Source organism: Pseudomonas alvandae (assembly GCF_019141525.1).
GTDB classification, from domain to species: domain Bacteria; phylum Pseudomonadota; class Gammaproteobacteria; order Pseudomonadales; family Pseudomonadaceae; genus Aquipseudomonas; species Aquipseudomonas alvandae.
Genome location: NZ_CP077080.1, coordinates 1,880,965 through 1,905,134, shown reverse-complemented (window position 1 = coordinate 1,905,134; position 24,170 = coordinate 1,880,965). Strand labels below are relative to the sequence as shown.

The 24,170-nt window shown below is 61.0% G+C and carries 27 protein-coding genes; 22 read left to right on the top strand and 5 right to left on the bottom strand.

Going from position 1 to position 24,170, the window contains the following annotated elements:
- The first annotated feature begins 51 nt into the window (after window positions 1-51).
- Window positions 52-1,017 (top strand): alpha/beta hydrolase, encoded by a 966-nt coding sequence (locus KSS97_RS08440; protein WP_030142330.1) that lies wholly within the window; start codon window positions 52-54, stop codon window positions 1,015-1,017.
- 109 nt (window positions 1,018-1,126) lie between these two features.
- The gene (locus tag KSS97_RS08435; protein ID WP_198798318.1) at window positions 1,127-1,915 is read left to right on the top strand and encodes a hypothetical protein; all 789 of its coding nucleotides are present in this window, start codon (window positions 1,127-1,129) and stop codon (window positions 1,913-1,915) included.
- Between the two features lie 173 nt (window positions 1,916-2,088).
- Here KSS97_RS08435 and prmB read toward each other — a convergent pair whose 3' ends face one another.
- Entirely contained in the window at window positions 2,089-2,997 is a 909-nt protein-coding gene (gene prmB, locus KSS97_RS08430) for a 50S ribosomal protein L3 N(5)-glutamine methyltransferase (RefSeq protein WP_217861450.1), read from the bottom strand.
- A gap of 254 nt (window positions 2,998-3,251) precedes the next feature.
- Between prmB and KSS97_RS08425 the strand changes: the two genes are divergently transcribed.
- From KSS97_RS08425 to KSS97_RS08405, 5 genes are all read left to right on the top strand, one after another.
- Complete coding sequence (locus tag KSS97_RS08425) at window positions 3,252-3,842, top strand: cysteine hydrolase family protein (RefSeq protein ID WP_030142333.1); 591 nt, start codon at window positions 3,252-3,254, stop codon at window positions 3,840-3,842.
- Window positions 3,843-3,973: 131 nt separating this feature from the next.
- Window positions 3,974-4,294, top strand: coding sequence for a hypothetical protein (locus tag KSS97_RS08420; protein ID WP_030142334.1), 321 nt, complete (start codon window positions 3,974-3,976; stop codon window positions 4,292-4,294).
- 74 nt (window positions 4,295-4,368) lie between these two features.
- Entirely contained in the window at window positions 4,369-4,926 is a 558-nt protein-coding gene (locus KSS97_RS08415) for a Smr/MutS family protein (protein ID WP_025214971.1), read from the top strand.
- A gap of 77 nt (window positions 4,927-5,003) precedes the next feature.
- Window positions 5,004-5,549, top strand: a complete 546-nt coding sequence (gene folE, locus KSS97_RS08410) for a GTP cyclohydrolase I FolE (protein WP_030142335.1) — start codon at window positions 5,004-5,006, stop codon at window positions 5,547-5,549.
- A gap of 101 nt (window positions 5,550-5,650) precedes the next feature.
- Window positions 5,651-6,022 (top strand): glutathione S-transferase N-terminal domain-containing protein, encoded by a 372-nt coding sequence (locus KSS97_RS08405; RefSeq protein WP_030142336.1) that lies wholly within the window; start codon window positions 5,651-5,653, stop codon window positions 6,020-6,022.
- Between the two features lie 143 nt (window positions 6,023-6,165).
- On the opposite strand, the gene KSS97_RS08400 is transcribed toward KSS97_RS08405, so the two are convergent.
- Window positions 6,166-7,332 carry an aminotransferase-like domain-containing protein gene (locus KSS97_RS08400; RefSeq protein WP_030142337.1) on the bottom strand — a complete coding sequence of 389 codons (1,167 nt, stop codon included), beginning with the start codon at window positions 7,330-7,332 and terminating at the stop codon, window positions 6,166-6,168.
- Between the two features lie 82 nt (window positions 7,333-7,414).
- Between KSS97_RS08400 and KSS97_RS08395 the strand changes: the two genes are divergently transcribed.
- The 3 genes from KSS97_RS08395 to KSS97_RS08385 all read left to right on the top strand — a co-directional run bounded on the left by KSS97_RS08395 (window position 7,415) and on the right by KSS97_RS08385 (window position 10,223).
- Window positions 7,415-7,852, top strand: a complete 438-nt coding sequence (locus KSS97_RS08395) for a MarR family winged helix-turn-helix transcriptional regulator (protein ID WP_030142338.1) — start codon at window positions 7,415-7,417, stop codon at window positions 7,850-7,852.
- 333 nt (window positions 7,853-8,185) lie between these two features.
- Window positions 8,186-9,535 (top strand): NCS2 family permease, encoded by a 1,350-nt coding sequence (locus KSS97_RS08390; protein WP_030142339.1) that lies wholly within the window; start codon window positions 8,186-8,188, stop codon window positions 9,533-9,535.
- Window positions 9,536-9,596: 61 nt separating this feature from the next.
- Window positions 9,597-10,223: a LysE family translocator gene (locus KSS97_RS08385; RefSeq protein WP_030142340.1), complete on the top strand. Its 627-nt coding sequence runs from the start codon at window positions 9,597-9,599 to the stop codon at window positions 10,221-10,223.
- A gap of 204 nt (window positions 10,224-10,427) precedes the next feature.
- Here KSS97_RS08385 and uraH read toward each other — a convergent pair whose 3' ends face one another.
- Entirely contained in the window at window positions 10,428-10,781 is a 354-nt protein-coding gene (uraH, locus tag KSS97_RS08380; RefSeq protein WP_217861449.1) for a hydroxyisourate hydrolase, read from the bottom strand.
- A gap of 413 nt (window positions 10,782-11,194) precedes the next feature.
- Here uraH and puuE point away from each other — a divergent pair, with 413 nt between their 5' ends.
- From puuE to KSS97_RS08350, 6 genes are all read left to right on the top strand, one after another.
- Window positions 11,195-12,121, top strand: coding sequence for an allantoinase PuuE (gene puuE / locus KSS97_RS08375; protein WP_030142342.1), 927 nt, complete (start codon window positions 11,195-11,197; stop codon window positions 12,119-12,121).
- Entirely contained in the window at window positions 12,118-12,633 is a 516-nt protein-coding gene (uraD, locus tag KSS97_RS08370; RefSeq protein ID WP_217861448.1) for a 2-oxo-4-hydroxy-4-carboxy-5-ureidoimidazoline decarboxylase, read from the top strand. Before puuE ends, uraD begins: the two co-directional genes overlap by 4 nt.
- A 66-nt stretch (window positions 12,634-12,699) precedes the next feature.
- On the top strand, window positions 12,700-13,695 hold the full coding sequence (gene alc / locus KSS97_RS08365) for an allantoicase (protein ID WP_030142344.1): 996 nt from the start codon (window positions 12,700-12,702) through the stop codon (window positions 13,693-13,695).
- Window positions 13,696-13,816: 121 nt separating this feature from the next.
- Window positions 13,817-14,320 carry an ureidoglycolate lyase gene (locus KSS97_RS08360; protein WP_030142345.1) on the top strand — a complete coding sequence of 168 codons (504 nt, stop codon included), beginning with the start codon at window positions 13,817-13,819 and terminating at the stop codon, window positions 14,318-14,320.
- Between the two features lie 51 nt (window positions 14,321-14,371).
- Entirely contained in the window at window positions 14,372-15,667 is a 1,296-nt protein-coding gene (locus KSS97_RS08355) for a urate hydroxylase PuuD (RefSeq protein ID WP_030142346.1), read from the top strand.
- Between the two features lie 496 nt (window positions 15,668-16,163).
- Window positions 16,164-16,949: an outer membrane protein OmpK gene (locus KSS97_RS08350; RefSeq protein ID WP_217861447.1), complete on the top strand. Its 786-nt coding sequence runs from the start codon at window positions 16,164-16,166 to the stop codon at window positions 16,947-16,949.
- Between the two features lie 216 nt (window positions 16,950-17,165).
- On the opposite strand, the gene KSS97_RS08345 is transcribed toward KSS97_RS08350, so the two are convergent.
- Window positions 17,166-18,320, bottom strand: a complete 1,155-nt coding sequence (locus KSS97_RS08345) for a patatin-like phospholipase family protein (RefSeq protein WP_217861446.1) — start codon at window positions 18,318-18,320, stop codon at window positions 17,166-17,168.
- 36 nt (window positions 18,321-18,356) lie between these two features.
- Window positions 18,357-19,289 (bottom strand): lipid A biosynthesis lauroyl acyltransferase, encoded by a 933-nt coding sequence (locus KSS97_RS08340; RefSeq protein WP_217861445.1) that lies wholly within the window; start codon window positions 19,287-19,289, stop codon window positions 18,357-18,359.
- A gap of 118 nt (window positions 19,290-19,407) precedes the next feature.
- On the opposite strand from KSS97_RS08340, the gene minC reads away from it, so the two are divergent.
- The 6 genes from minC to KSS97_RS08310 all read left to right on the top strand — a co-directional run bounded on the left by minC (window position 19,408) and on the right by KSS97_RS08310 (window position 24,163).
- Window positions 19,408-20,142 (top strand): septum site-determining protein MinC, encoded by a 735-nt coding sequence (minC, locus tag KSS97_RS08335; RefSeq protein WP_030142350.1) that lies wholly within the window; start codon window positions 19,408-19,410, stop codon window positions 20,140-20,142.
- Between the two features lie 200 nt (window positions 20,143-20,342).
- Entirely contained in the window at window positions 20,343-21,155 is an 813-nt protein-coding gene (minD, locus tag KSS97_RS08330; RefSeq protein WP_025214989.1) for a septum site-determining protein MinD, read from the top strand.
- A complete protein-coding gene (minE, locus tag KSS97_RS08325) occupies window positions 21,155-21,409 on the top strand; it encodes a cell division topological specificity factor MinE (RefSeq protein WP_003179111.1) in 255 nt (84 codons plus the stop codon). The genes minD and minE overlap by 1 nt, the downstream gene beginning before the upstream one ends.
- Window positions 21,410-21,590: 181 nt before the next feature.
- Window positions 21,591-22,226, top strand: a complete 636-nt coding sequence (locus KSS97_RS08320) for an RluA family pseudouridine synthase (RefSeq protein ID WP_018612476.1) — start codon at window positions 21,591-21,593, stop codon at window positions 22,224-22,226.
- Window positions 22,227-22,470: 244 nt separating this feature from the next.
- Window positions 22,471-23,760 carry a M18 family aminopeptidase gene (locus tag KSS97_RS08315; RefSeq protein WP_030142351.1) on the top strand — a complete coding sequence of 430 codons (1,290 nt, stop codon included), beginning with the start codon at window positions 22,471-22,473 and terminating at the stop codon, window positions 23,758-23,760.
- Window positions 23,761-23,980: 220 nt separating this feature from the next.
- Window positions 23,981-24,163 carry a hypothetical protein gene (locus KSS97_RS08310; protein ID WP_030142352.1) on the top strand — a complete coding sequence of 61 codons (183 nt, stop codon included), beginning with the start codon at window positions 23,981-23,983 and terminating at the stop codon, window positions 24,161-24,163.
- Window positions 24,164-24,170: the final 7 nt, after the last annotated feature.

Sequence of the window (24,170 nt, the reverse complement as noted above, 5' to 3'; positions counted from 1 at the left end):
ACCTTATCGGTGCCCGCCAGTCCAACCGGCACCTTCGTAACTAATGGCGTCATGATGTTAAGAGCGTTTGCCTTGAGCCTTACCCTGTTGACCGGCCTGCTTTCGGGCTTCGCCCAGGCCACCGTGCTGCAACGCCCCATCAGCCTCGACACCGGCAACGGTGAACTTTTCGGCTCGCTGTTGTTGCCCAAGTCCGACACACCGGTGCCCGTTGTCCTGATCATTTCAGGGTCAGGTCCTACGGATCGTGACGGAAACAACCCCGAGGGCGGGCGCAATGACAGTCTCAAGCGCCTGGCCTGGGTGCTGGCCAAGCACAACATCGCCAGCGTGCGCTACGACAAGCGCGGCGTGGCCGCCAGCCTTGCGGCGACACCGAACGAGCGCAACCTGAGCGTCGAAGCCTACGTTGCCGATGCCGTGGCCTGGAGCCACAAGCTGGCCGCCGATCCGCGACTGGGCCCGTTGATTCTGCTGGGCCACAGCGAAGGTGCACTGATCGCCAGCCTCGCCGCGCCCCAGGCCAACGCGGCGGCGGTCATCTCGTTGGCCGGCAGCGCCCGTCCGATTGACCAGGTACTGCGTCAGCAGCTCGGTAACCGCTTGCCACCGCCGCTGATGCTGCGCAGCAACGAGTTGCTCGACAGCCTCAAGGCCGGTCGCCCCGCCCCCAACGTTCCGCCGCAACTGCAGGTCATCTTCCGGCCAAGCGTGCAGCCGTATCTGATTTCGCTGTTCCGCCAGGACCCGGCCCAGGCGTTCGCGGCATTGAAGATGCCGGCCTTGATCATCCAGGGCAGCCACGATATCCAGGTCAGCGTCGACGACGCCAGACAGTTGAAAGCCGCCAAGCCTGACGCCGAACTGGCGCTGATCGAGGGCATGAACCATGTAATGCGCATCGTGCCCAACGATGTGAAGCGGCAATTGGCTTCGTATAAGGATCCCAACCTGCCGTTGGCAGCCGAACTCAGTACTCGCATCCTGGGTTTTATTGGCACGTTGGCCGCCCGTTAAGCGGATTTAGTGGCCTATAGCCCTCCAGTCTTGGCAAATCCGGCCGATAAACCGGTGTCGGACAGCGCAACGGCTGCCGACAAGCCGGCCTGGACAGGATTTTGCCGTTATGACTGAGACTGAAACTTCACCCGACACCGCTGCCGAAACGGCCACCCCAGCCGCAGCGGAACTGCCTTGGGCGGACGTGCAGGCCGAGCATCACAAAATGCTCCGGCTGGCCCCGCTCAAGACCGATCGCTCCACTGGCGTGCGACCCCTGCGGTTTGTCGAGTTCAGCTATGCCGAACGCCATAGCAAGGAACGCAGCTTGCTGCGCATGAGCATCAAGTTGCCGGGCCAGCGGGTGCGCAAGGAACAGAACCACCTCGACGTCTGGGCCGACCACGTCGAGAAACGCCTGTTCTTCTCGCCCGACAGTTTGCAAGTCGAGCCCCTGAATCGGGGCATCGGCCGCTTCCTCGCCGCCCAGGGCATCACCTGGGCCAAGAAGCGTTGGTCGAGCTATCGGGTTGACGGCACCGATTTGAACAACAAGGACGCACTGAACGAAGACACGCGCCTGCGCCGTGATCACTTCCTCAAGGCCCACGGTTTCGAAGTGGTCTACGCCGACGCGCAGCACCTCAAGGGCAGCGTGAAACAAGCCCAGGTCGGCGATCTAACGGGCGACTGGAACACCGAAAAACTGCAATTCGTTGAAATCCTCGAAGCCGCACAGATGCTCCAGCAAGCCGAGCAGAACCTGGCGGAACAGGAGGTCAAGCTCAAGCAGCAGGAAGAGAAGGTCAACAAGTTCAAGCGCGAAGACACCGGGTTGCGCTTCACGATCACTTGCCTGGTAGCGTTTGCGATGTTCCAGGCAGGGCTGTTGATCTGGATTGCGACGCGGCATTGACGGCTATCAGAAGTGTCTGACGCACCCGGTGGCGAGGGGATTTATCCCCGCTGGGCTGCGCAGCAGCCCCCAACACTCGTTCTGATACACTGCGGCGTTAGATTTAGGGGCGCTTCGCACCCCAACGGGGATAAATCCCCTCGCCACAAAAGCGGTCGCCAACACCGCCGGGATCAAACCTTGGACGCAAACAACGCCTGGTGCTCACGGCACTGCTCGGCGCTGAGCATGAACACACCGTGGCCGCCGCGCTCGAACTCCAGCCAGGCGAAGTCGACTTCCGGGTACAGCGCTTCGACGTGCACTTGGCTGTTGCCCACTTCAACGATCAACAGTCCCTTGTCGGTCAGATGATCGGCCGCCTCGGCCAGCATCCGCCGAACCAGGTTCAAGCCATCATCGCCACAGGCCAGGCCTAGCTCCGGCTCATGCTGGTATTCCTGGGGCATGTCGGCGAAATCTTCCGCATCGACGTAGGGCGGGTTCGACACGATCAGGTCGAAACGTTGCCCCGGCAGCCCATCGAAACCATCCCCCTGGACCGTGAATACACGCTCATCGACACCGTGGCGCTCGATGTTCTGATTGGCGACTTCCAGCGCTTCGAACGACAAGTCCGCCAGCACCACCTCGGCTTCGGGGAATTCATAGGCGCAAGCGATCCCGATGCAACCGGAGCCGGTGCACAGGTCAAGGATTCGTGCAGGCTCCTGGCCCAACCAAGGCTCGAAACGTTTTTCAATCAACTCGCCGATGGGCGAACGCGGAATGAGCACGCGCTCGTCGACGATGAAGGACATTCCGCAGAACCAGGCCTCACCCAACAAGTACGCGGTCGGAATGCGTTCCGCGATGCGCCGGCGCAGCAGGCGTTGCACATGCACCAACTCCTCGTCTTCGAGGCGGCAATCCAGGTAGCTGTCGGCAATTTCCCATGGCAGGTGCAGCGCGCCCAACACTAACTGGCGTGCCTCGTCCCAGGCGTTGTCGGTGCCATGGCCAAAGAACAGATCCTCCCCATGGAAACGGCTGACGGCCCAACGGATATGGTCGCGCAGGGTGCGAAGGCGGGAAGTGATCACGGCGGCAAACTCCAGAAAAATCGACGGGCGAGTCTATCAGCCAAACACGCGGTCACCCAAACGTGCCTGAAGTCAGGACGAAATATGCCGGACAAACTGTAGGATTCTTCCGTTTTATGCGCGGCCCATTGAACAAAGCGCAGATCTTGACAAGGCTGTAGGCCAGCAATGACGGCCCTTGCGATGGAAGCGATTCACAGAACCGCTCAGCCAGAGGAGAATGTCGCAAAAGCCCCACTCGAAGGAGCCCCAGAATGTCCGTTCCAAAAACGATGTTTCAACTCAGTGGTCGTGGTTATGCGGCGGCCAACCTGAGTCAAGCGACCCTGATCATCATCGACGCCCAGAAGGAATACCTCGCCGGCCCCCTGGCCCTGAGCGGCATGGATGCGGCGGTCGCGAACATCAAGCAACTGCTCGGTGCAGCCCGCGCCGCCGGACGGCCGATCGTGCACGTGCGCCACCTGGGCACCCATGGCGGGCTGTTCGATCCACAGGGTGAACGCGGGGAATTCATTCCAGGCCTTGAACCACAAGGCGACGAAACCGTGATCGAAAAGCTGCTGCCCAGCGCTTTCCACGGCACCGACCTGAAGAAGCGGCTGGAAGAGCTGGGTCCACTGGACCTGATCGTCTGCGGCTTCATGAGCCATTCCAGCGTCAGCACCACCGTGCGCGCCGCCAAGAACCTGGGTTTCCGTTGCACCCTGGTGGAAGATGCCTGCGCCACGCGCGACCTGCCGCACAAGGGCGGCGTCCTCAGCGCCGAACACGTGCACCAGACCGAAATGGCAATCATGGCGGACAACTTCGCCACGCTGGCCATGACCCGCGACTTCGCCTGATCCCGCCCTGGATGAGCGGTCGCTGTGCCGCTCATCCGCAAAAGCCTCTCATTTGCCGCAATAGGCTTGGCTTCAGGAACAACCCGAACATCTTCCGGTCGAAGGGCCGATACCCATTGAGGAAGGTCGGAATGAAGATATCCGATGGTTTTGACGCACGTCGCTTGCGGCCCAAAGGCCCGAGCAACTGGCGATTTCGTATCGGCGCGGGCATCGCGGCGCTGCTGGCAACACTGGGTGTGCTGCTGGCAATGGCAGGTGCCGCCAGCCTGCTTGGTCGTCCGCCCGCACTGGGCGAGTTGAATGCCACCCCGCTGGGTTCGGCGGTCATCCTGGCAATCGGTCTGTTGGTACTGCTGCTGGGCGTCTGGCTCTGGCGCCGTTGCCGCCGACGCGCCCGCCAATCCCTGGAGCTGGCCATGGCTCCGCACCTGATGAAAAAGCACGACTGATCCGCCATCCGACGTTTTGTCGCGCCCTATCCTACCGGAGTTGGGTAAACTGGCCGGCCTTCGCGGAGGCTGACATGCAAGACGACGACTTTTCCCTGTTCAAAAGTGCGATCCAGGGCGTAAAACCAATCAAACACGATCGCGCCGAAACGGGCAAACCCAAGGCCGATCGCGCACAGATCGCCAAGCTGCGCCAGGCCGCCACCGTACGCACCGACGCCACCACCGTGGACGGGTTGTCCGATCAGTTCGTCATTGACGTCGGTCCCGAAGACGAATTGATGTGGGCGCGCGACGGCGTCCAGGAAAGCCAGATGCGCAAGCTGAAGGTTGGCCAGATTCCCTTCGAAGGCAGCCTCGACCTGCACGGCATGACCGTCGAAAAGGCCCGCGAGACCCTGTGGGCGTTTCTCGCCGAAGCCACCAAGTTCGAAATCCGCTGCGTGCGCGTCACCCACGGCAAGGCCGTGCGGCTGGACGGCAAGCGGCCGATGATCAAGAGCCACGTCAACACCTGGCTGCGCCAACACCCACAAGTGCTCGGCTTCACCTCCTGCCAGGCGAAGCACGGCGGCGCCGGGGCGGTCTACGTGATGCTCAAGCGCACCATGATGGAAGGCCGCGACGAGTAGCCCCTGATTGCCGAGCTTGCAGCGCCGTGTCCGCCACCGTACCCTTGCCCTTTGCGTAAATCCCCACAGGTAGTTTCATGTCTCTGGAACAGAATTACACCGCGATTCTCGGCCAACTGGGCGAGGACGTTTCCCGCGAGGGCCTGCTCGACACGCCCAAGCGCGCTGCCAAGGCCATGCAGTACCTTTGCCGCGGTTATGAACAGACCCTGGAAGAGGTCACCAACGGTGCCTTGTTCAGCTCCGACAACAGCGAGATGGTGCTGGTCAAGGACATCGAGTTGTACTCTCTGTGCGAGCACCATTTGCTGCCTTTCATCGGCAAGGCCCACGTGGCCTACATCCCGAGCGGCAAGGTGTTGGGCCTGTCGAAGGTCGCGCGCATCGTTGACATGTATGCCCGTCGCCTGCAGATCCAGGAAAACCTCAGCCGCCAGATCGCCGACGCGGTCCAGCAGGTGACCGGCGCCCTGGGCGTGGCGGTGGTGATCGAGGCCAAGCACATGTGCATGATGATGCGCGGCGTGGAAAAACAGAATTCCTCGATGATCACTTCGGTGATGCTCGGTGAGTTCCGGGAAAATGCGGCAACCCGCATGGAATTCCTCAGCCTGATCAAGTAAAGCGTCTCGCGAAGAAAACCGGCATTGATCGCCGGTTTTTTTTCGCCCGCGAAAAATCAGGTAAGCTGCGCGCCCTCTTCTTTCCGCCGTGAGGCTATAACGTGATCGTCAAAGCGCTTCGAGTTGGCCTGGGCCAGCTCATCATCTTCATCGACTTCATCACCCGCCCGGGCAAGAAAAAGCGTCCGGCCGACGCCCAGGCGCAAGTCGAACAGGCAGCTCGCGGCCTGACGTTGTATCAATTCCATGCCTGCCCGTTCTGCGTGAAGACGCGCCGGACCCTGCGTCGCCTCAACGTACCGGTAGCCCTGCGCGATGCAAAAAATAACCAACAGGATCGCCAGACGCTGCTGGAACAGGGTGGCCGGATCAAGGTGCCGTGCCTGCGCATTGAAGAGAATGGCGAGACCACCTGGATGTATGAGTCCAAGGTGATCATTGATTATCTGGATAAGCGGTTTTCTGCCGTCTGAGGATTTGATGGTGGGCTGAGGGCCTCATCGCGAGCAAGCTCGCTCCCACAGGAGGCCAATGCGGATTATAAATCTGCAATCACGCACGGTTCCCTGTGGGAGCGAGCTTGCTCGCGATGGGATCGGCCCAGCCGCCGGATATTTCAAGCCGCCTTGGCCGCCAAAGCGCCCCGCACCACCCCGGCCAATCGCTTCAGGCCCTCGTCCAGTCGCGCCGGATCGATATGGCTGAAGTTCAAGCGCAAGTGCCCCAGGTGCTTGTCCGGCTCTGGAAAGAACGGCTCACCCGGCATGAACGCCACGTCAACCGCCAACGCCTCGGCAAGCAAAGTCCGGGTGTCCAGCGGTTGCTTGAGCGTCAGCCAGAAAAACAACCCGCCCTGTGGCATGTTCCAATCCGCGATATCGGAAAAATGCCGCTGTAGCGCAGCCTGGAACCGATCGCGCCGATCCCGGTAGAAATCCCGCAGCGCTTGCAGGTGGCTGCGGTACTGCTCGGTGCCAATCCACTGCAGCGCCTGCCATTGGCCGATGCGATTGGTATGCAGGTCCGCCGATTGCTTGAGCCGAAGCAGGTGTGGGAACAAGTCCGGGCTGGCGATCAGATAACCCACCCGCAGGCCCGGCAACAGGGTTTTCGACACAGTGCCGGTGTAGATCCAACTGGCCTTCTTCAAGCGACTGGCAATAGGCGTGGCGCTGCCGCCGTCGAAGGTCAGCTCGCGGTAAGGTTCGTCTTCGATCAGCGTCACGCCGAACTCATCCAGCAGCGCCGCCACCGCATCGCGCTTGGCCTCGCTGTAGCGCACCGCCGAAGGGTTCTGGAACGTTGGAATCAGGTAGATGAAGGCCGGTCGATGCCGCTCCAGCCGAGCCCGCATGTGCTCCAGGTCCGGGCCGTCCGCCTCAAGGGGGACGGTGATGCAGTCGGCGCCGAACAGCTGAAAGATTTGAAGGGCCGCGAGATACGTCGGCGCTTCGAGCATGACTTCGGTGCCGACGTCGATGTGCAGTTTGGCCGCCAGGTCGAGGGTTTGCTGGGAACCGCTGACCACCAGCACCTGGCTCGCCTCGCAAGCCAGGCCCAACGACCGCGCCTGGGCGGCCAATGCTTCGCGCAGGGCCGGCTCGCCCTCGCTCATGCCGTATTGGCCCATGGACAGCGGCATCGCGCCCCACTCCACCTTGGGCAGCATGGCTTCGGCCGGCAGGCCACCGGCGAACGACATCACTTCCGGGCGCTGCGCCGCAGCGAGGATTTCTCGAATCAAAGAACTTTTGAGGCGCGAGACACGTTCGGAAAAAGCCATGGGGGTCACCTGTAGCGAGGCCTTGGAAAAATGAGTCAAACTGTTTGACCGAAATTACCTCGCCGCCCTTGGAAACGTCAATATGCTTGACCTTAAAAACCCGTCCTCCCAACAAATGGCCATGGAAGCATTCTTCTTCGGTTACCAGGCGTTCACCGCCAAGGCCGATGAAATGCTCGAGCGTCGCGGGCTGAGCCGGGTGCACCAGCGCATCGTTTTTTTCATCGCCCGCTACCCCTCCTTGAGCGTGAAGGAACTGCTGGCATTGCTGGGCGTGACCAAGCAGGCGTTGAACATGCCCTTGCGGCAATTGATGGAGATGCACCTGGTCAGCAGCGTCGCGTCCGAAACCGACAAGCGTAAGCGGCTGCTGGAATTGACGGCGGAGGGCCAGCGATTCGAACAGGCGCTGCGCCGTGAACAGGTGAAATTGCTGGAACGGGTGTTTGCCGAAGCCGGGGAAGCGGCGGTGGATGGGTGGTTGGCGGTGAACCTGGCACTGGGGAAATCCAGTGATTGAAGGCGTCTGATCAGACGCTATCGCGAGCAAGCTCGCTCCCACAGGGGTTCAGTGGTGAAGACAAATCTTGCATTCATCACAGTCCGCTGTGGGAGCGAGCCTGCTCGCGAAGGCATCCGCATGGCCGATATATCCCCATATCCATAAATTTCGTCGACAAAACAGAAAACATTATTTGCATTATTTGTATACAAAAGCATAATTCGCTTCGTGCGAGTTCCTGACCATCAGGTCAACTACTACGCCAGCCTTACCTGCCTCAAAGCTTCGCCGTCACCCTCAGGGGGCGTGCGGGGCTGGAAATAACAATAAAACTCTTGAGGAGTACTCGCTGTGGAAAGCCGCAAACCCGAAGCCCAGACCCTGGACCTCTCGCCGCCACTACGCAGTGGCTGGCTGGAGCGCCTCTTCAAACTCAGCTTGCATGGCACCACGGTGAAGACCGAGCTGATCGCCGGTCTGACGACCTTCATCACCATGGCCTACATCATTTTCGTCAACCCCAACATCATGGCCGACGCGGGCATCGATCATGGTGCAGCGTTCGTCGCCACCTGCATCGCCGCCGCCCTGGGTTGCCTGTTGATGGGGCTCTATGCGAACTGGCCGGTGGGCCTGGCACCGGGCATGGGCCTGAACGCCTTCTTCACCTACACCGTGGTCGGCACCATGGGCTACAACTGGGAAACCGCGCTGGGCGCGGTGTTTATATCCGGTGTGCTGTTCATGATCCTGACCTTGTCGCGGGTGCGTGAATGGCTGCTCAACAGCATTCCCGTGAGCCTGCGGTTCGCCATGGGTGCAGGGGTCGGGTTGTTTCTCGGGCTGATCGGCCTGAAGACCGCCGGCATCATCGTCGACAGCCCCGCCACCCTGATCAAGCTCGGCTCGCTGCGTGAGCCCGGTCCGTTGTTGGCCGCGGTGTGCTTCCTGATGATCGCCGTGCTCAGTTATCACCGCGTGTTCGGCGCGATCCTGATCAGCATCATCGCCGTGACGTTGGCCGGCTGGGGCCTGGGATTGGTGCAGTACAACGGCGTCATGTCGACACCGCCAAGCCTGGCCCCGACCTGGATGGCGATGGACGTGGCCGGTGTGTTCAACATCAGCATGATCAGCGTGGTGCTGGCCTTCCTGTTCGTGCACATGTTCGACACCGCCGGCACCCTGATGGGCGTCGCCCAGCGCGCCGGCCTGGTGAAGGCCGATGGCAAGATCGAGAACCTGTCCCGCGCCCTGAAAGCCGACAGCGCCTCCAGCGTATTCGGCGCCATGGTCGGGGTGCCACCGGTGACGAGCTACGTGGAAAGCGCCGCCGGGGTCGCCGCCGGTGGCCGCACGGGGCTTACCGCCGTGACTGTCGGTGTGCTATTTATTGCCGCCATGTTCTTCGCACCGCTGGCCGGGATGATCCCGGCCTATGCCACGGCCGGCGCCTTGATCTACGTCGCCATGCTGATGATGGGCGGCATGGCCCATATAGAATGGGACGAACCCACCGACAGCATCCCGGCCATCGTCACGGCCATCATGATGCCCCTGACCTTCTCGGTCGCCGATGGCATCGCGCTGGGTTTCATCACCTACGTGGTGCTCAAGGCCGGTACCGGTAAACACAAGGAAATTTCCGTCAGCCTGTGGGTGCTCTGCGCGATCTTCATCGCCAAGTTCATCTTCTTGTAAGCGCTGCCGTATCCACCCGCCTCACCCCTTGGGTGAGGCTTTTGTACATCAGGAGCAAGCAATGAATCTGGAAACCTGGTTATTGTTCAGTGGCGCCGCCTTGGTGGTGATCCTCATCCCCGGCCCGTTGTCATTGCTGATGATCGGCAATAGCCTGAACTATGGCCTGCGCCGCTCGTATCCGGCGTTCCTGGGTGGCGTGATCGCGTCGATCTGCCTGTTGAGCGCTTCGGCGCTGGGGCTTGGTGCGTTGTTGATGGCGTCGGAGCAATTGTTCAGTGCCCTGAAGATCGTCGGTGCGTTATACCTGTTCTACCTTGCCTGGCAGAGCTGGCAGCAATCGCGCCAGCCTTCCCAGGGCGCCGAGGTACCACAAGCGGCCGCCACTCCGCGCTTTCGCGCCTTGTTCGGCCGGGCGTTCGTCCTGGGTGCCAGCAATCCAAAGGACATCTTGTTCTTCGCCGCGTTCCTGCCGCAATTCTTGAACGCCGGACAGCCATTCCTGCCGCAGTTGCTGGTCATGATTGCGACCTGGACCGTGCTGGACCTGCTATGCAAGCTGGCTTATGGGCTGGGTGCCCATGGCGCTGCCCGGTATCTGCGCACCGGTAAGGGCCAGAGCTGGTTCAACCGGGTCAGCGCCGGTTTGTTTGGTGGCGCGGGGGCCGCATCCTTGTTGAGCCGCTAAAAAAGCAAAAGCTTCGCGAGCAAGCCCGCTCCCACAGGTTTTTGTGAACGACAAAAATCCAGTGTGGGAGCGGGCTTGCTCGTGAAGGCACCCTCCCAGACACCGTATTCTCATGGGCGAAAAAAAGCCCGCAGTGTGGGCGGGCTAAAAACCAAAGAAGCTCTATGCGCAGTCGCTTCCAGGGCAAGGCAGCTGCTTGGGGGATCAACTGCCTCGATAGGTTGAATAGGCGTAGGGCGAAATCAGCAACGGCACGTGGTAATGCTCCTGCTCTTGCGAGATACCGAAGCGCAGCACCACCACATCGAGAAACGCCGGCTCGGCCAGTTGAACGCCACGGGCGCGGTAGTAGTCACCGGCGTGGAACTGGATCTGGTAGACCCCGCTGCGGTAATCATCCCCCTGCAGCAGCGGCACATCGCAACGGCCGTCGCCATTGGTCAAAGCACTGGCAACCAACCGCAATTGCGAACCCTCGACACGGTACAGCTCGATCTTGATCGAGCTTCCAGGGCAGCCGTGCGCTGCATCCAAAACATGAGTAGTCAAACGTCCCATTGATTGTGCGCGCCTCGCTGCAGAACAGTCCGGCCCGACGCCTCCTGAATCAGTTGAAAGACAGGCCGCACCGTTTCGGAGCACGAAACGCTACGGCGATGAGCGAATTAAGACACTTTAAACGCAAATTGTACACAATAAAAAATACTTATTTTACCCCCAGGTCACGCGACGACAGCTCAACGTCGTGTTCAAGCCAAACCAACGGATACGTGACCCTCCAGGCGATAAATTGACCAAATGGGCAGGTTTCTTGCAGTGTAGACATTGTGGGGGACACGGTGAAAAATGCAAAAAATCAGGCTTACAAATCGCGCATAAAATTGTATACAATCACTCCATCGTCGTGACGCCAGCCTGAGACTCATCGCCAGGGCGCCACCCACATGGTTCGAACAAGAAGGAAAACTGCAGTGAGCGCTGACTACCCACGCGACCTGATCGGTTACGGCAATAACCCTCCGCACCCACACTGGCCGGGCAATGCCCGCATCGCCCTGTCCTTCGTGCTCAATTACGAAGAAGGCGGCGAGCGCAACGTCCTTCATGGCGACAAGGAATCCGAAGCGTTCCTTTCCGAGATGGTCGCGGCGCAACCGCTGCAGGGCGAGCGCAACATGAGCATGGAATCGCTGTACGAGTATGGCAGCCGTGCCGGCGTCTGGCGGGTCCTCAAGTTGTTCAAGGAATTTGACATTCCGCTGACTATCTTCGCGGTGGCGATGGCCGCCCAGCGCCACCCGGACGTGATCCGCGCCATGGTCGCCGCCGGTCACGAAATCTGCAGCCACGGCTATCGCTGGATCGACTATCAATACATGGATGAGGCCCAGGAGCGCGAGCACATGCTCGAAGCGATCCGCATCCTCACCGAAATCACTGGCGAGCGTCCGCTGGGCTGGTACACCGGCCGCACCGGCCCAAACACCCGGCGCCTGGTGATGGAAGAAGGCGGTTTCCTCTACGACAGCGACACCTACGACGACGACCTGCCCTACTGGGAGCCGAACAACCCCACCGGCAAGCCGCACCTGGTGATCCCCTACACCCTCGACACCAACGACATGCGCTTCACCCAGGTGCAGGGTTTCAACAAGGGCGACGACTTCTTCCAATACCTCAAGGACGCTTTCGACGTGTTGTACGCCGAAGGCGCCGAAGCCCCGAAGATGCTTTCCATCGGCCTCCATTGCCGCTTGATCGGCCGCCCTGCACGCCTGGCCTCCCTCAAGCGTTTCCTCGAATACGCCAAGGGCCATGAACAGGTCTGGTTCAGTCGTCGCGTCGACATCGCCCGTCATTGGCAGCAGACCCATCCGTATCAGGGAGCGTCCAAATGACCGCTTTCCAGACACTCAAGCCTTCCACCTTGAGCCGTGAAGCGTTCGTCCGGGCCTTTGCCGATATCTACGAACATTCGCCATGGGTGGCCGAAAAGGCCTTCGACCTGGGCCAGGATCCCTCCATCGATCAGATCGAGACCCTGCACCAGCGCATGAGCGACATCCTGTTGAGCGCCGATCATGCCAGCCAGCTGGCCCTGATCAACGCTCACCCGGACCTGGCCGGCAAAGCCGCCGTCCAGGGCCAGCTGACCGAAGCCAGCACCAACGAACAGGCTGGCGCCGGTATCCACCAATGCACGGCCGAAGAGTTCCAGCGCTTCACCGAGCTGAACGAGGCCTATAAAGCCAAGTTCAAGTTTCCCTTCATCATGGCGGTAAAAGGCAGCAACCGGCACCAGATCCTCGCCGCGTTCGAAACGCGCATCCACCACTCGGCAGACGCCGAATTCAAGTGCGCATTGGCGGAGATCAACAAGATCGCGTTGTTCCGATTACTGACCCTTTAGCGAGCGGTTCCTGACATCAGGTCCTGCAAGCATCCCCAGCCAACTTATCAAAGGCAGACAAGAAGAATGAAAGCTTACGCCGTACCGTTCGAAAAGTTCGTCAACCTGGCCGACGCCCGCCTGGGCACCAAGATCATCTCGGTAACCGATGACTGGTTTGCCGACGCCAATCGCCTGTTCCAGCCGACTCCGGCCGTGTGGAAGGAGGGCGTGTTCGACGACAACGGCAAGTGGATGGACGGCTGGGAGTCGCGCCGCAAGCGCTTCGAAGGCTACGACAGCGCGGTCATCCGCCTGGGCGTGCCGGGCTCGATCAAGGGCGTGGACATCGACACTTCATTCTTCACCGGCAACTACCCACCGTCGGCTTCCCTGGAAGCGTGTTTCCTGGCGGACGGCGAGCCGGACGAAAACACCCAGTGGACTGAAGTGCTGTCGGCCGTCGAGCTGCAGGGCAACAGCCATCACTACCACGAGATCAGCAACGACCAGGCCTTCAGCCACCTGCGCTTCAACATCTACCCCGATGGCGGCGTGGCCCGGCTGCGGGTCTATGGTGTGCCGTATCGCGACTGGTCGGCCGTGGGCGACAACGAACAGATCGACCTGGCCGCCGCCCTCAATGGCGGACGCGCCCTCGCCTGCTCCGATGAACACTTCGGTCGCATGAGCAACATCCTCAACCCAGGCCGTGGCGTGAACATGGGCGATGGCTGGGAAACCGCCCGTCGTCGCACACCTGGCAATGACTGGGTGATCGTCGCCCTGGGCCATGCCGGTATCGTTGAAAAAGTCGTCGTCGACACGCTGCACTTCAAAGGCAACTACCCGGACAGTTGCTCGATCCAGGGCGCATTCGTCAAGGGCGGCACCGACAGCCAGATCGAAACGCAGTCGCTGTTCTGGCGCGAATTGCTGCCGAGCCAGAAGCTGGAGATGCACGCCGAACACACCTTTGCCGAGCAGATCAAGGAACTGGGGCCGATTACCCATATCCGCCTGAACGTGTTCCCAGACGGTGGCGTAAGTCGCCTGCGCGTGCTCGGCAAGGTATCGAAATAAGGGTGAACCCAAATCGCGAGCAAGCTCGCTCCCACATTTGAAATGCATTCCCCTGTGGGAGCGAGCTTGCTCGCGATGGCGGCAGAATAAACAACACAGAATCCAAGGTAAGAAGACCAGCATGCGCACACTCAAGATCGAACCGTTGACCAAAGAAGCCTTCGCCCCGTTCGGTGACGTGATCGAAACCGACGGCAGCGATCACTTCATGATCAACAACGGTTCGACCATGCGCTTCCATCGCCTGGCGACGGTTGAAACCGCGACGCCGGACGACAAGGCGATCATCAGCATTTTCCGCGCCGACGCGCTGGACATGCCGCTGACCGTGCGCATGCTGGAGCGCCATCCGCTGGGCAGCCAGGCCTTCATTCCGCTGCTCGGCAACCCCTTTCTGATCGTGGTCGCGCCACTTGGCGATGCACCTGTATCAGGTTTGGTCCGCGCCTTCGTCACCAACGGCAGGCAGGGCATCAATTACCATCGCGGCGTCTGGCACCACCCGGTGCTGACGATCGAAAAGCGGGATGACTTCCTGGTGGTTGATCGCAGTGGCACAGGCAATAACTGCGATGAGCATTTTTTCCAAGAGGATGAGTTTCTGATCCTCGCCCCCCACCAATAAGAGAAGGTCCGATCACGCGAAAACAAGCGTGACGGGCGAGAGGTAAAGACTGTGGAAGCACATTTGCTGGAATGGCTGAACCTGAGCATTCGCTGGGTTCACATGATCACTGGCGTTGCCTGGATCGGCGCGTCGTTCTACTTCGTCTGGCTGGAAAACAACCTCAATCGCGTCAACCCCAGGAGCGGCCTGGCCGGCGACCTCTGGGCCATCCACGGTGGCGGCATCTACCACCTGGAAAAATACAAACTCGCGCCACCGTCCATGCCGGACAACCTGCACTGGTTCAAGTGGGAAGCCTACTTCACCTGGATGTCGGGCATCGCCCTGTTGTGCGTGGTGTTCTATTGGAACCCGACCGTCTACCTGCTGGCCCCCGGCAGCAGCCTGAGCGGCCTTGAAGGCGTCGCCCTGGGCATCGGCTCGTTGTTCGTTGGCTGGTTCGTCTATTCATCGCTCTGCGATTCAGCCCTGGGCAAGCGCCCCGCCCTGCTCGGCCTGATCCTTTTCGTGCTGTTGATCGCCGCGGCCTACGGGTTCAGCAAGGTGTTCAGCGGTCGCGGTGCCTACCTGCACGTCGGCGCCGTCATCGGCACGATCATGGTCGGCAACGTGTTCCGCATCATCATGCCGGCCCAGCGCGCGCTCGTAGCAGCCATCGCCGAAAACCGCACGCCCGACCCGGCGCTACCAGCCAAGGGTCTGTTGCGTTCGCGCCACAACAACTATTTCACCCTGCCAGTGCTGTTCATCATGATCAGCAACCATTTCCCGAGCACCTACGGCAGCCAATACAACTGGCTGATCCTGGCCGGGATCGCCGTGGCGGCGGTATTGGTGCGGCACTATTTCAACACGCGCCATGACAGCAACCGGTTCGCCTGGACGCTGCCGGTCGGCGCCCTGGCGATGATCTGCCTGGCGTATGTCACCGGGCCCAAGCCGATGCCCACCGCGCCGGAAGTCGCCAAGGTCCCGGGTGCGATCGAATATCAACCACTGCCCGAGACTGCCGTGGGCGGCGGCGCCAAACCGGCGGCACCGGCGCAGGCACCCGCGCCAGCACAGGCGTCCAATGCCCAGGGGCCGTCATTCGAAAAAGTCCACAGCGTGATCCAGGAACGCTGCTCGGTCTGCCACTCGGCCAAGCCCACCAGCCCCCTGTTCAGCGCGGCGCCGGGCGGAGTGATGTTCGACACCCCGCAGCAGATCCAGCAACAGGCCGCGCGCATCCAGGCCCAGGCCGTGACCAGCCAGATCATGCCACTGGGCAACATCACCCAGATGACCCAGCAAGAACGCGATCTGATCGGCGCTTGGATCAACCAGGGCGCGCAAACCAACTGAGCCACTTTTTTCGACAAATGTCATACCGCTGACAGGCCGACCGGCAACTACCGGTCGCCCGTCAGCGACTGTCTGCGCCTCAACAATAAAAACAAGAGGAAAGCATCAGATGATCCAGCCCCGCCATCACGCCCAGGATTCGCCGCGCATGCGCCGTTGCAGGGCACTTGAGCCCTTCAAGGCAAGTCCGTATCCTGCGCGGCCGTTCGACGCGGGCCGACAACAAAATCCCTTCCGATCCTGACCGGACCGCCAGCTTATTGCGGCGCTGGCGGACCTGAACGCGCCCCTGAACACAACGTTCCGACTGTTCCATTACTGCAGGGCAAGCCATTTCCAGTTTTTGCCGAACTTGGCTCAGCGCTTGCTATCAGCATTCGCCACGCTCAAAAAGCTGACCGAACGGATGTTTTTCATCCATGAAAAAAAGGCGCCACACCAGAGCGCTGACCTGAAAAAAGAAACGCGGTACCACTTACCTTTGGGAGCAAACCGAATGAAACGTACGTGCACCAGCCTGATCGTTGCGGGATCCTTGTTGGCCGGGGGACAGGCCCTGGCAGGCGATCTGCTCCAATGGCAGAACAACAGCCTGAGCTACCTCTACGGCAAGGATTTTCAGATCAATCCACGCATCCAGCAAACCGTGACGTTCGAGCACGCCGATGCGTGGAAATACGGCGACAACTTTTTCTTCCTCGACCGCATCTTCTATAACGGCCAGGACGACAGCCAGTCCGGCCCGAACACGTACTACGGCGAGTTCAGCCCACGCTTGTCGTTCGGCAAGATTTTTGATCAGAAGCTGGAAATGGGCCCGGTCAAGGACGTGCTGCTGGCAATGACCTACGAGTTCGGCGAAGGCGACAACGAGTCGTACCTGATCGGCCCGGGCTTCGACCTGGCGATTCCCGGTTTCGATTATTTCCAGCTGAATTTCTATAACCGCCAGACCCAGGGGGCTCGCGCCGGCGACAACGTCTGGCAGATCACCCCGGTCTGGGCCTATACCGTGCCGGTAGGTTCGTCCGACATTCTCATCGACGGCTTCATCGACTGGGTGGTGGACAACGACACCAACTCAAAGGGCACCTACCACGCCAACCTGCACATCGTCCCGCAGATCAAATATGACTTGGGCAAGGCCTTGAAGCTGGGCGCCAAGCAGCTGTATGTCGGCGTGGAATACGACTACTGGAAGAACAAATACGCGATTGAAGACAGCGATGGGTTCAAGACCAACCAGAGCAATACCAGCTTCTTGCTGAAGTACCATTTCTGACCCCGGGTTCCAAATCCGCAGCAATACCCTGTGGGAGCGAGCTTGCTCGCGATGGCGGTGGGTCAGCCTGCCCAGATGCTGGATGTGCCGCCGTCATCGCGAGCAAGCTCGCTCCCACATTGGCTTCGTGGAGGCCACAGAATTTAGCGTCCACCGCAAATTCCTTGTGGGAGCGAGCCTGCTCGCGATAGCGGTAACACCTGCGTGCATCAAGCCTCAGGACAACCCCAAGAACCGACTCAACGCCTCACGCTGCGCCAGCGCATCCTGACGCCCAAGCTCGATCAATTCACCGCAGTATCCCGCCTCGAACAGCAGATAGCTCAACACGCCGGCACCGCTGGTCTTGGTCGCTCCAGGCCCACGCAAAAACACCCGCAACGCGCGCGGCAGTTCCTGGCGATGACGGGCGGCGATTTCATCGATCGGCTGGCTCGGTGAGATCACCAACACTTCCACCGCAGCCGCCCCGAGCGCATGGGCCGGTACATCGTCGGGCAGCAGGTAACTGAACTGGTTAAGACGCTCGAGCAACTCGATGTCGCTTTCCAGGCTGTCGATGAACGTACTGTTGAGCATGTGGCCGCCAATCTGCGCGAGCGTCGGTTGCAAACCGGTGTAGCTGCGCTCCTGGGGCGTTTGCCCACCCGCACCGCGGGGGTTGCCACTGACACCGATGACCAGCACACGATTGGCCCCCAGGTGCAAGGCTGGGCTGATCGGCGCCGATTGGCGCACCGCACCGTCGCCGAAGTACTGGGGACCGATCTTGACCGGCGCGAATAACAAGGGGATCGCCGAGCTGGCCAGCAAGTGCTCGACCGACAACTGCGCGGGCACACCGATGCGCCGATGTCGCAACCAGGCATCGATGGTGCCGCGCCCTTGATAGAACGTTACCGCCTGTCCGGACTCGTAGCCGAACGCGGTGACTGCCACCGCCCGCAATTGGTGCTCGGCAATCGCCTGCTCGATACCCGACGCGTGGAATTGCGCCTGGAGCAACTCGCGCAGTGGCGAACTGTCGATCAGCGCCACCGGCAACTTGGCCCCCAGGCCCAGCAGGCTGTGGCTGATGAAACGCGTCGCCTGGGCAAGCACGCCGCGCCAGTCGCTGCGCATCACCTGATGGCTGCGCACCGCCTGCCAGAAAGCCGTCAGCCGCTCGATTGCGGTCTTGAAATCGGTCGCCCCACTCGCCAGGCTGACCGCGTTGATGGCGCCAGCCGACGTGCCGACGATCACCGGAAACGGGTTTCGCGCCCCGTCCGGCAACAGCTCGGCGATGGCCGCCAATACGCCCACCTGATACGCCGCCCGAGCCCCGCCGCCGGAAAGAATCAATCCTGTCACCGGTTCAGCTGGGGTCATCGCGATGCTCCGTGCTCAGTCAATTGGACTACATACTCAACCGCGTTTTTCGTACAACTTCGGCTCACCCGGTGGACGGGTCTTGAAACGCCGATGGGCCCAGAGATATTGCTCGGGACAGGCGCTCACCGAGCGCTCGACCCATTGATTGATCCGAATGCAGTCGCCTTCATCGGTCTCGCCGGGAAAGTTTTCCAACGGCGCCTGGATCACCAGGCGATAGCCGCTGCCATCGGCCAGCCGTTCCTGGACGAACGGCACGACCAGCGCCTTGCCCAGGCGGGCGAACTTGCTGGTTGCGGTAACCGTTGCGGCCTGAATGCCAAACAATGGCACGAACACGCTCTGCTTGGCACCGTAGTCCTGGTCCGGCGCGTACCAGATCGCCCGACCGGCGCGCAGCAACTTGAGCATGCCACGCACGTCATCGCGTTCCACCGCCAGGGAATCGAGGTTGTGCCGCTCGCGTCCACGGCGCTGGATATAGTCGAACAGCGGATTATTGTGCTCGCGGTACATGCCGTCGATGGTGTGCTGCTGGCCGAGCAGCGCCGCGCCGATTTCCAGCGTGGTGAAATGCAGTGCCATGAGGATCACGCCCCTGCCGTCGCGCTGGGCCTGCTTGAGGTGCTCCAGCCCTTCGACATGGGCCAGCTTCGCCAAGCGCGGACGCGACCACCACCAGCTCATGGCCATTTCGAAGAAAGCGATACCGGTGGAGGCAAAGTTTTCCTTGAGCAGACGCTTGCGCTCGGCGGCGGACTTCTCGGGGAAGCACAGCTGCAGATTCCGACTGGCGATGCGCCGCCGGTCGCCGGCCACCCGGTACATCAGCACCCCCAGCGCACGGCCGATCCGCAGCAGCAGCGGATAGGGCAACTGAACGATCAGCCACAACAGCCCCAGGCCGCACCACAGCAGCCAGAAACGCGGATGAAAAAATGCAGCTCGAAAACGCGGGCGATCCATTACAGCTTCCATTAAGACATGGGCCGCGCATTCTACATTGTTCGACCCGGGTTGCGGCTGACGGGCGATCTCGTTATAAGTCTCGGCACTTTTAGTGACAAGTCGTTGTACGCCGACCATGAGCCAAACCGAACCGCTAGACCAAGATCCCGTGTTCCAGCTGAAGGGCAGCATGCTCGCCATTACGGTGCTGGAACTGGCCCGTAACGACCTGGAAGGTCTTGACCGGCAGTTGGCGGCAAAAGTCGCCCAGGCCCCGAATTTTTTCAGCAATGCCCCGCTGGTGCTGGCGTTGGACAAGCTGCCGGCCGGCGAAGGCTCGGTGGATTTGCCAGGCCTGATGCGCGTTTGCCGCCAGCACGGCCTGCGCACCCTGGCGATCCGCGCCAGCCGTATCGAAGACATCGCCGCCGCCATTGCCGTGGATATTCCGGTGCTGCCACCCTCGGGCGCCCGTGAACGGGTGCTGGAACTGAGCCCGGCCGAACCGAAAAAACCGGAAAAACCACCCGAGCCCACCATCAAGCCCACCCGGGTCATCACCTCGCCGGTGCGCGGCGGACAGCAGATTTATGCCCAGGGTGGCGATCTGGTCGTCGTGTCCTCGGTCAGCCCGGGGGCGGAACTTCTGGCCGATGGCAACATCCATGTATACGGCCCGATGCGCGGCCGTGCGCTGGCCGGTGTCAAGGGCGACACCAAGGCAAGGATCTTCTGTCAGCAGTTGAGCGCTGAACTGGTCTCCATCGCCGGGCAATACAAGGTTTCCGAGGATTTGCGGCGCGACCCGTTATGGGGGGCCGGCGTCCAGGTCAGCCTGTCGGGCGACGTGTTGAACATCATTCGGCTTTAACGGATACTGCCGCATTTTCCAAGCATCTCTAAAACCTAGCGAATACGGCTTATACGACGTAGGAAAAAGGATCAGGCAGCGTTTACCGGAGGTAGACCCCGCCCAATCCCCGATTCCAACCAAGCCTGTCCAATTGCAGCAGTTTCCAGAGATGTTTTTCAGGGGCTGACAAAGTCCTTTTTCCTTAGGGGTGAAACACCTTGGCCAAGATTCTCGTGGTTACATCCGGCAAGGGTGGTGTGGGTAAGACCACCACCAGCGCCGCTATCGGTACCGGCCTCGCCTTGCGCGGCCACAAAACAGTCATCGTCGACTTCGACGTCGGCCTGCGTAACCTCGACCTGATCATGGGTTGCGAGCGCCGCGTGGTCTATGACTTCGTCAACGTGGTCAATGGCGAAGCGAACCTGCAACAGGCCCTGATCAAGGACAAGCGCCTTGAGAACCTCTATGTATTGGCTGCCAGCCAGACCCGCGACAAAGACGCGCTGACCCAGGAAGGCGTGGAAAAGGTCCTGATGCAGCTCAAGGAAGACTTCGAGTTCGTGGTCTGCGACTCCCCGGCCGGTATCGAGAAAGGTGCCCACCTGGCCATGTACTTCGCTGACGAAGCGATCGTCGTGACCAACCCGGAAGTCTCCTCGGTCCGTGACTCCGATCGCATGCTGGGCCTCTTGGCGAGCAAATCCCGCCGTGCCGAGCAAGGCGAAGAGCCGATCAAGGAGCACCTGCTGCTGACCCGCTACAACCCGCAACGCGTCAGCGACGGTGAAATGCTTGGCGTCGAAGACGTCAAGGAAATCCTCGCGGTGACCCTGCTGGGCGTGATTCCAGAATCCCAAGCCGTACTCAAGGCCTCGAACTCCGGTGTGCCGGTCATTCTTGACGACCAGAGCGACGCCGGCCAGGCATACAGCGATGCTGTCGATCGCCTGCTGGGCAAAACCGTCGAGCATCGATTCCTCGACGTCACGAAGAAAGGTTTCTTCGAGCGCCTGTTTGGAGGTAGGTAATGAACCTTTTTGACTTCTTTCGTGCCAACAAAAAGCCCAGTACCGCCTCGGTCGCGAAAGAGCGTCTACAGATCATCGTGGCGCACGAACGCGGCCAACGCAGCACACCCGACTACCTGCCTGCCCTGCAGAAGGAACTGGTCGAGGTGATCCGCAAGTACGTCAACATCGGTAGCGATGACGTGCACGTGGCGCTGGAAAGCCAGGGCAGTTGCTCGATCCTGGAACTCAACATCACCCTGCCGGATCGCTGATCGACCCGGCTGGAGCCACGGCGGCTCGGCCCCAGCTTTTGTGGGAGCGGGCTTGCTCGCGAAGACGGTGGCACATTCAAAATCAATGTGCCTGAAAAACCGCTTTCGCGAGCAAGCCCGCTCCCACGATAAGGCTGTGGGGGCCGAGCCGCCGTTGGCGTTTGTAACGAGACTGTTTTCAATGCCCCTGTCCAACATCCGCATCATTCACCAGGACGCTGCCGTGCTGGTGGTCGACAAGCCGACCCTGCTGCTCTCCGTGCCCGGCCGGGCCGACGATAACAAGGACTGCCTGATCACTCGCCTGCAGGAAAACGGCTACCCGGAAGCACGAATCGTGCACCGGCTGGACTGGGAAACCTCCGGCATCATCCTGCTGGCCCGCGACCCCGACACCCATCGCGAACTGTCACGGCAGTTTCATGATCGAGAAACCGAAAAAGCCTACACCGCATTGTGCTGGGGCCAACCGGAACTGGACAGCGGCAGCATCGACCTACCCTTGCGCTATGACCCGCCGACAAAGCCCCGCCACGTGGTGGATCACGAACAGGGCAAGCACGCCTTGACGTTCTGGCGCGTGCTGGAACGCTGTGGCGACTGGTGCCGAGTCGAGCTGACACCGATTACTGGACGCTCGCACCAATTGCGCGTGCACATGCTCTCCATCGGTCACCCATTGCTGGGCGACGGGCTCTATGCCCACCCGCAAGCCCTGGCCGCCTGGCCACGCCTGTGCCTGCACGCCAGCATGCTCAGCTTCACCCATCCGCAGAGCGGCGAACGCCTGCGCTTCGAGTGCCCGGCACCGTTCTAAGAAACACCACCGTCATTGTGGCGAGGGAGCTTGCTCCCGCTGGGGTGCGAAGCAGCCCTAAAGGCGCATCTCGGTATGCCTGCTTGATTGCGTTGCCGCTGTTGGGGCTGCTACGCAGCCCAGCGGGAGCAAGCTCCCTCGCCACGGGTTCGACATCCCCAAGTTCCCCATATACATACCCCTAACCCCTCCCCATCATCCACCAATACGGTAAACTCCCGCCCATCGCTGTCTGGAGTTACTTATGCGCGCAGAGTTGAACCAGGGCCTGATCGACTTCCTCAAGGCCTCCCCTACCCCGTTCCACGCCACCGCCAGCCTCGCCCAGCGCCTGGAGGCGGCGGGTTACCAGCGGCTTGATGAGCGCGAGACCTGGGCCACCGAGGCCAACGGTCGTTACTACATCACGCGCAACGATTCCTCGATCATCGCCTTCAAGTTGGGCCGCAACTCACCGCTGCACGACGGCATCCGCCTGGTCGGCGCCCACACCGACAGCCCTTGCCTGCGGGTCAAGCCGCAGCCGGAACTGCAACGCCACGGATTCTGGCAACTGGGCGTGGAAGTCTATGGCGGCGCGTTGCTGGCGCCGTGGTTCGACCGCGACCTGTCCCTGGCCGGCCGCGTGACCTTCCGCCGTGATGGCAAGGTCGAGAGCCAGTTGATCGATTTCAAGGCACCGATCGCCACCATTCCGAACCTGGCCATCCACCTCAATCGTGAAGCCAATCAAGGTTGGGCAATCAACGCTCAGAATGAACTGCCACCGATACTCGCCCAGTTCGCCGGCGACGAGCGCGTCGACTTCCGCGCCGTGCTCACCGATCAACTGGCCCGGGAGCACGGCTTGAATGCCGACGTGGTGCTCGACTACGAGTTGAGTTTCTACGACACCCAAAGTGCCGCCATCGTCGGTTTGCATGGCGACTTCATCGCCGGCGCGCGCCTGGATAACCTGTTGTCGTGCTACGCCGGCCTGCAGGCCCTGTTGACCGCCGACACCGAAGAAACCTGCGTGCTGGTGTGCAACGACCACGAAGAAGTCGGCTCGACCTCGGCCTGCGGTGCCGACGGTCCGATGCTCGAACAGACCCTGCGCCGCCTGTTGCCCGAAGGTGAAGAGTTCGTGCGCGCCATCCAGAAATCCTTGCTGGTCTCGGCGGACAATGCCCACGGTGTTCACCCCAACTACGCCGACAAACACGACGCCAACCACGGTCCCAAGCTCAACGCCGGGCCGGTGATCAAGGTCAACAGCAACCAACGCTACGCCACCAACAGCGAAACTGCCGGATTCTTCCGCCACCTGTGCATGGCCGAGGAAGTACCGGTGCAAAGCTTCGTCGTGCGCAGCGACATGGGCTGCGGCTCGACCATCGGCCCGATCACCGCCAGCCAGCTGGGTGTGCGCACGGTGGACATCGGCCTGCCGACCTTCGCCATGCATTCGATCCGCGAACTGTGCGGCAGCCATGACTTGGCGCACCTGGTGAAAGTGCTGAGCGCGTTCTACGCTTCTCGCGAATTGCCCTAACCGCTGAACCTGTTCATGCAGCCTCCTGTGGCGAGGGGATTCATCCCCGCTCGGTTGCGCAGCGACCGTAGAATTTAGGGCCGCTGCGCGACCCAGCGGGGATAAATCCCCTCGCCACAACAGTGCCCGTCTCAAATTCTGGGGAGGCTGTGACATACATCAGCCCACCCCAGCCAAACCCCAACTAGACTGACCTTATCCCCTCGACAAGGCTGTCGCCATGATCTCCATGTCCTCGTTCAACGCCATGCTGGTGCCCATCATCGCCGGCATGATCCTGCTGGCCATCGGCTTCAATTTCCGCGACAAGAACGTCGGGGTGTTCGCCATGTGGATCGGCATGTTGCTGATCCTCGCGACGGTGTTGTTCAGGATCCTGGCGAAACTCAACGAGTCCTCCTGAACACGCC